Below are 6,882 nucleotides of genomic sequence, written 5' to 3'. Positions count from 1 at the left end.
CGGCGCGCCTTGGCAATCTCGGCGGCGATCTCGGCTTGGTTCTGACGAAGCGCCCACTCCCTGCCTGACCAGCGCTCGATAACCGCATTGCGCTGCACGCGCGCCATTGCTCCGGGCCATACTTGGCCGGCTGCGACGTCATGGATTTCGGTGAGCATCGTGTCGTGGCCGTCGCTTTTCACGATGGCCTGCTTGAAGTTCTCGTGGATCGGTGCTTCCGGCGTCGCGAGAAGGCGCGTGCCGAGCAGAACGCCGTCGGCACCGAGCGCCAGCGATGCAACGAGACCTTTTCCGTCCGCAATTCCGCCAGCTGCGAGTACAGGAACCGGGGCAATGGCAGTTACGATCATCGGCACGATAACCATCGTTGCCATCCATCCGACATGCCCGCCGCCTTCAGTGCCTTGCGCGATGATGATGTCTGCACCCGAATCCACGGCCCACACAGCCTCACGGACGGTAGATGCCATGTACATCACCTTCGCTCCGGCATCGTGCGCGCGCGCGAAATAGCCACGGAGATCCTGCTCCGGGCGCGCCCATGCGAATGCAACCACATTCGGATGCACTGAGAGGGTCGCGGCATAGTCCTGCTCATTGATCCTGAAGCAGAGGTGATTGATACCGAACGGCTTGTCGGTCGCCTCGCGGATCGCGTTGGCCGCCGCGGTTATCTGCTCGCCCCGTAAGACAGAGGTGCCGAGCGTACCGAAGCCCCCGGCGTTCGAGACTGCAGCAACGAGCTTCGGGGATGTAGCGGAACCCATGCCGCCGAGCACGATCGGGTGTCTCGTGCCGAGCAGATCGCAGATTCGGGTATGGATCATCAGGAAGCTCTCCGGAGCGTCATTGGGGTCGCTACAGAATACACTTACCCGCATGGAAAGATCGCAGACGAAGATGAGAACGGTAGCCGAGCAAATCGGCGCGTATGTAGCGGACCTGAAGTTCGAAGATCTCGGCGAAGAGGTCATCGACTACACGAAGCGCATCCTGCTCGACAGCCTCGCGTGCGCTTACGGCGGCGCCGATAGCGAGCCGGCGCGGCTGACGCGCGAGACTGCAAGCGAACTCGGCGGCGTGGACCACGCAACCATCTGGGCCGACGGCACGCGCTCGAGCGCGCCGCTCGCCGCGCTCGCGAACGGTGTTGCGATCCGCTACCAGGACTACAACGACGTGTATTTCGGTCCTGCCTGGACCGCCCATCCCAGCGACAACATCGCGACGCTCTTTGCCGTAGCCGAATGGAAGAAGAGCTCGGGTGCAGAGTTGCTGCTCGCGATGGTCGCTGCCTACGAAGTGCAGATGCGCTTCTCCGATCTGCCGGTCGCTAGGAACCTGTGGCACTCGGGCTGGCATCACACTGCCGCATGCTCGTATGCCGCCGCTGCAGGCGTGAGCAAGCTCCTCGAGCTCGACGCCGAGCGCACCACGCATGCGATCACGCTCGCCGGCGCGCGCTCGAACACCTTCGCAGAGATCAGGCATGGCGACATACCGATGGACAAGGCCCTGTCGGCGCCGATCGTGGCGAGTCAGAGCGTGGTGTATGCGCTGCTCGCCCAACGCGGCTTCACCGGTTGCGCGACCTTGCTCGAGGGGCGCTACGGTTTTCGCACTGCGGTTGCAGGCGGCGTCGATGTAGAGCCGCTCGTCCCGGAAAAGGGCGACTTCCGCATTCTGAAGATCGGCCTGAAGCCTTATCCGGTGGAAGGCATGACGCCGGCGATGGTGCAGGCGGCGATCGAGCTGAAGGAAGAGCACCGCATCGATCGCGGCGAAGTGCAGGCGGTCCGCATCCTGGCGCACGAGGAGGCGGTCACCAAGCCGAGCTGGGACGACAGGAAACTCGCCCCAACGACCAAGGAGACCGCCGATCACAGCTTCCATTACTGCGTGGCGGTCGCGTTGGTCGCGGGAACAGTGACTTCCGAGCAGTTCAGTGACGACTGGCTGCGCAACCCGGTTGTTGCGGCGCTCATGGGGAAGATGCGGCTCGAGGCGAAGCCCGAATTCACGGCGCTCTTCAAGCAGGGCGCGCGACCGGCCGCTGTGGAGATCACGACGGCGCGCGGAACGTTCTATCGCGAAGTGCTTTATCCGCGCGGCGATCCGCGTTCGCCGATGACGTGGCAGCACATCGATCGGAAATTGCGCGAGCAGGCGGAAAAGCGCATCGGCGCTGCGGCCGTACAGCGCATCGTCGAGCGTACTGCGCGCATGGAGCAGGAGACCGATCTTCGCGCATTCTCGAACATGCTCGCCGGAAAAAATCGGTAACCTTCGTCAGGGCGCATTGCGAGGACGGCGAGGAAGTTTTCTGCAGCGACAAGACGGTGCTCCTCGAGTGGCATAAGCGTCGACAAGTATAAGAAGATCATAAGCCAAGCGGAGACCAACCCCGCGGTCGCCGAGCGCGTCAAGGAGCACATGAGAAAAACGGACAAGTAAGCGCCGACAGATAGGATAGAAGTCTTCTGCGGGAGGATGCCGCGGCGTGCTCCGGGCCAGTGAGGCACGGCCGCAAGCACGCACAGCGAAATGACTTGCATCGTGGGCGCGACGGCCTGTGGAATATCATTCGGGGCGAACCATTGTTGTGAACCGCAGGCCCGCAATGCCAGCATGTGGAACGCGCTACCGGCCGTCGTCGTACATCATCGCAGCGCTCGCTGTCGCGATGCTGTACGGTTGCGCACAGCTCGAGCGCGCGCCCGAGCCCGCACCGCCGACGCCGGCACCGACCGTTCCGCCACCCTCGGCACCGACCGTTCCGTCACCCTCAGCACCGACCGTTCCGTCACCCCCGGCATCGACCGTTCCGCCACCCCCCGCGCCACTCTCGCCTGGCGACGTTGCGATAAGTGCGCAAGAACGCGGCCGCATTTCGATGTACGGCAGAAAATTCTCGGGCAGGAAAACCGCCAGCGGCGAGCCCTTCGATCCCACGGCGCTCACCATGGCGCACCGAACACTGCCGTTCGGCACGCGCGTGCGTGTCACCAATCTGGAGAACCAACGCAGTGTGGAGGTCGTGGTCAACGATCGCGGACCGTTCGTGTCCGGACGTATTGCCGACTTGTCGGAAGCGGCAGCTCGCCGCATAGATATGGTTGCCGACGGCGTGGTGGAGGCGCTCCTGGATATTCTGCAGCCGGCAAAGAGGCGCTAGCAAAAAAGCTTGCTGAGCAAGTGCGGCGGCGAGCAGCGACGCGTATGTGTGACGTACGCCATCGCGCCGTCGAGTCTCGTGAGGCGCGCATCCATTTCGTCCAAGTCGGCAACCGGTATTCCGGCGCTGCCCGCCATCGAATGGAACGCTCGGCTCGCAGCCGAGGCGCCTGCGCAGCCGAGCTCGCCCGCATGGCTGGAAGCGTTCGTGAGCCAGGTGGCGCGCAACGCGAACAACCCGAACGCGGACATTCGCATTCGGCTATAGTGCACGGCGCGGCCGTGGTTGCGCCGTCGTTTCAAGCGAAGGAGAACATCCGGTGTCTCAGTTATTGATCTACGAAAGCGCAGTTCCGGTTTCGCGCGCGCACCACGAACAGCTCTCCGTCCAGGTGGGCGATGACTACGCCTTCAGCCGAAACGTCAATTCGGTGCCCTTGACCGCGGTCGAGTTTCCGCATGCCGGCCTTGAGTACGCGATCGTGTTCGCCGGCAACGAAACCGCCGTGATGCCGGCGGTGATCCTCGGCCTGCGCAATGACGAGAACCTGTATCTCTCGGACAAGGGCGCCTGGCAGGCGAAGTACATACCTGCCTTCGTTCGCCGTTATCCGTTCGTGTTCTCCAGCCAGAACGATGGCAAGACCTTCACCTTGTGCATCGACGAACGCTTCGCCGGCTTCAATCGCGAGGGCAAGGGACAGCGTCTGTTCGCCGATGACGGCAAGCCGAGCGGCTACACCGAGAACGTGCTCAAGTTTCTGCAGGAATACCAGGCGCAATTCCAGCGCACCCGGGCCTTCTGCCGCAAGCTGAAGGAACACGACCTGCTCGAACCCATGCAGGCGCAGGTCACGACCCAGAAGGGCGAGCGGTTGTCGCTGAGCGGCTTCATGGCAGTCAATCGCGACCGTTTGAAGAAGCTCTCCGGCGACGTGCTGGCGCAACTGGCGGCCACCGACGAGCTCGAGCTGATCTATCTGCATCTGCAATCGATGCGCAACTTCAATCAGATGCGCGAGCGGCTCGGCGCCACCGCGGCCGCTGCCGCATAGCGCCTTCGTACCGGCGCGAGGCGCGGGCGGAGGCGCGAATCGGCGTGCGAGGGTCGCGGCGGTTGAGCGCCGTCGATACCAACGTGCTCGGGCTCGAATGGAGCTCTATCGCCAGCACTCCAGCAGCACGGTGTACTGCTTCGCCTGCTCGGCGATGTCGGTCGTTGTCTCGGGTGCGGGTGCGGAAGCGGCGGTTTCGAGCTGCACTCCGTTCGCTTCGAGGAAGGAGCGGACAACGCCGCCGTTGATGGCGAAATTGATGTTCTGGGGCACATCACCGGTAGCCGCGGCGATGCGCAGCGCATTGAGCTTGCTCACGACTACGCCGATCACCTGGCCGCGCTGATCGAGCACTGGGCCGCCGCTGTTGCCGCTCTGCACTGGCGCGGTGATCTGCAGCAGCGCAGCGTTGTTGCGGGGACCGGCCAGTGCGCTCACCGACCCGGTGGTGACGTTCAGCCCCCCGGCGAGCAACTGGTCGAGCGGGAAGCCGGCGACGATCACCGATTCGCCCAGGCGAGCGCTCTCGCCGGCGCGAAACGATGGCAGCCGATCGGGTGCGACCCCGGTACCGAGCAGCGCAAGATCGTTGCGCGCATCGATCGCGATGACGCGTGCCGTCTCGGCGTGAATGGGAACACGCACCTCGCCGCAGCCACGCACGACATGGTGGTTCGTGACCATGTGTCCGGCGTTATCCACGAAAAATCCGCTGCCCGTGCCGGTGCGCCGTGTCACCGAGCCCTGATTCGCCGCCGGAGCGTCCGCGAGCACCGCGCGGATGCGCGCAGGCCGCCACGCCCGCGCGAGTTTCTGTGCCTCCGCGATCTGCTCCGCAGTCATTCTGCCTGCGATTTCGTCGCGCTGCTTTGCTGCGGCATCCACGCCGCGGGCAGCAGCGAGGTTCAACCACATGTGCGCGTGCACATAATCTTGCGGTACCCCAAGGCCGTCGACGTAGGCGCGGCCGAGGGCCGCTTGCGCTGCGCGTTCACCCTGGAGAGCGGCACGGCGCGTCCAGCTGACGAACTCGCGAGTGCTGCGCTGCAGTCCGCCTGCACCGAGCAGGTACGCGCGTCCGAGCACCCACTGCGACCGCCTGTCGTGCTTCTGGGCGCCGAGCTGCGCCCACCGTACCGCCTCGGTCATGTCCTTGTCGATTCCCGCACCGGTGGCGTAGACGACGGCGAGCGCACCCATGGCGGGGCCATGACCCTCGTCGGCCGACCGGCGCCACGATTCGATCGCCTGCGCAATGTCCTTCTCGGTGCCATCGCCAACGGCCTGCATGACGCCGATCCAGTAATGCGCTTCCGCACTTCCGGCATCGGCCGCGCGCCGGAACCAGGCGAGCGCCTCGGTCGGGTTGCGCTCCGGGTTGTGCGCGTCACGGTACATGCGCGCGAGAAGGACCTGGGCCCGTGTATCGCCGCCTTCGGCGATCGGACGCATCTCCTTGTCGGCAGTTACATAGTCGCGGGCGATCAACGCCTTGATCGCTTCGGGCAGACCAGCGCCGGCGCTACCGGGGACCGCGAGCAGCACAAGGGCGAGGCCGAGGCGCAGGCATGAGCGTGCGAAGGCGAAAGCGTGCCGCATGGCGCGTGGTCGAGGGCGATGCGTGGCGATAAGAGGCAAGCACCCTACCACGCGGTCGCGCCGCGCCGCAATCGCCCCCTAAGCCGCAAGGCCGCGGATCCGGATTGCGCGCCCGGTAGCTGTCCGCTACCGGTATCGCCAGCCACCGGTGGCGACAACAGACAGTCCTGTATCAGCGCGAGCGATTCGCGTGCGAGCTTCGATAGGCGGCGCTGGGAGGCGAAGGCGATGTTGAGCGAGCGCGTGAGCCGCGGCTGCACGATCGGGGTCAGCTGCAGTTCGTCGGAGAGGTTGCGCATGCTGAGAGAGAATGACGAGAGGATGCCGAAGCCGTGCCCTTGCTGCACGAGCTCGACGATGAACTCGGCGCCTTCGACCTGGAGCACGACGTGAAGGCCACCACCGAGCCGCGCCGCTTCCTCCTCCAGCAGCATGCGGACCGAATGCGGCGGGCTCGGCAGGATCAGCGGCAGCTTCTCGAGGGTTCGGACGCTCACCGCCGCGGACGCAGGAAACGGCGCGCGCTTGCGTGGCGATACCAGATAAAGGTCGTGATCGGTAAGCCGGATCAGCTCGATCCCGGGCCGCGACGCGGGCCCGTGCACAACGCCAATGTCGATTCGTCCTTCGAGCAGCCACTCCTGTATCGCACTGCTGCGGCCTTCGACGATCTCCAGCGATGCTTGCGGAAAGCGGCTGCGGAACGCCGTGACGAACGTTGCGGTCAGCAGCCGCTTGACGAGCGCCGGGGCGGCTATGGCTATGTTGCCGAGCGCCCCGTCGCGGGTCGCGTCGAGCGCTTCGCGCGTTTGCTCGACCTGATTGAGAATGCCGCGCGCGTGCGCGAGCAGCACTTTGCCGCCCTCGGTCAAGGCGATGCCGCGGCCGTTGCGCCGGAAGAGCGCCTGTCGCAGCTCGATCTCCAGGCGCCGCACTTGCTTGCTTAGCGCGGGCTGGTCGACTGCGAGCCGGAGCGCCGCCTTCGTGAAGCTCCCCGCCTCGGCCACGGCAACGAAGTACTGGAGCTGCTTGAAGTCCAAGGTTCTGCAATTCC

General features: G+C 65.1%; 7 protein-coding genes (1 of these 7 only partly in view). 4 read left to right on the top strand and 3 right to left on the bottom strand.

Translation table 11 applies throughout. The features are described from left to right. Positions 1-974: the 5' portion of a nitronate monooxygenase gene (locus GEV05_18210; protein MPZ45287.1), read on the bottom strand. The gene continues 160 nt to the left of window position 1, outside the view; the window shows 974 of its 1,134 coding nt (coding positions 1-974); its start codon is at positions 972-974; its stop codon lies off the left edge, out of view. Between GEV05_18210 and GEV05_18205 the strand changes: the two genes are divergently transcribed. The 4 genes from GEV05_18205 (at position 766) to GEV05_18190 (ending at position 4,229) form a co-directional block, all read left to right on the top strand. Further along, the gene (locus tag GEV05_18205; GenBank protein MPZ45286.1) at positions 766-2,283 is read left to right on the top strand and encodes a hypothetical protein; all 1,518 of its coding nucleotides are present in this window, start codon (positions 766-768) and stop codon (positions 2,281-2,283) included. The two genes, GEV05_18210 and GEV05_18205, sit on opposite strands and share 209 nt — an antisense overlap. A 610-nt stretch (positions 2,284-2,893) precedes the next feature. Continuing rightward, the gene (locus tag GEV05_18200; GenBank protein MPZ45285.1) at positions 2,894-3,175 is read left to right on the top strand and encodes a septal ring lytic transglycosylase RlpA family protein; all 282 of its coding nucleotides are present in this window, start codon (positions 2,894-2,896) and stop codon (positions 3,173-3,175) included. Positions 3,176-3,253: 78 nt separating this feature from the next. Continuing rightward, positions 3,254-3,442, top strand: coding sequence for a hypothetical protein (locus GEV05_18195; GenBank protein ID MPZ45284.1), 189 nt, complete (start codon positions 3,254-3,256; stop codon positions 3,440-3,442). 64 nt (positions 3,443-3,506) lie between these two features. Next, entirely contained in the window at positions 3,507-4,229 is a 723-nt protein-coding gene (locus GEV05_18190; GenBank protein ID MPZ45283.1) for a multidrug transporter, read from the top strand. A 105-nt stretch (positions 4,230-4,334) separates the two neighbouring features. Here GEV05_18190 and GEV05_18185 read toward each other — a convergent pair whose 3' ends face one another. Further along, entirely contained in the window at positions 4,335-5,828 is a 1,494-nt protein-coding gene (locus tag GEV05_18185) for a hypothetical protein (GenBank protein MPZ45282.1), read from the bottom strand. A gap of 44 nt (positions 5,829-5,872) precedes the next feature. Further along, positions 5,873-6,868 carry a LysR family transcriptional regulator gene (locus GEV05_18180; protein MPZ45281.1) on the bottom strand — a complete coding sequence of 332 codons (996 nt, stop codon included), beginning with the start codon at positions 6,866-6,868 and terminating at the stop codon, positions 5,873-5,875. Positions 6,869-6,882 lie beyond the last annotated feature (14 nt).

This window comes from Betaproteobacteria bacterium (assembly GCA_009377585.1).
Lineage (GTDB): Bacteria > Pseudomonadota > Gammaproteobacteria > Burkholderiales > WYBJ01 > WYBJ01.
Note: the sequence above shows the minus strand (reverse complement) of the source record. Positions and strands in the feature narration are given on the sequence as shown.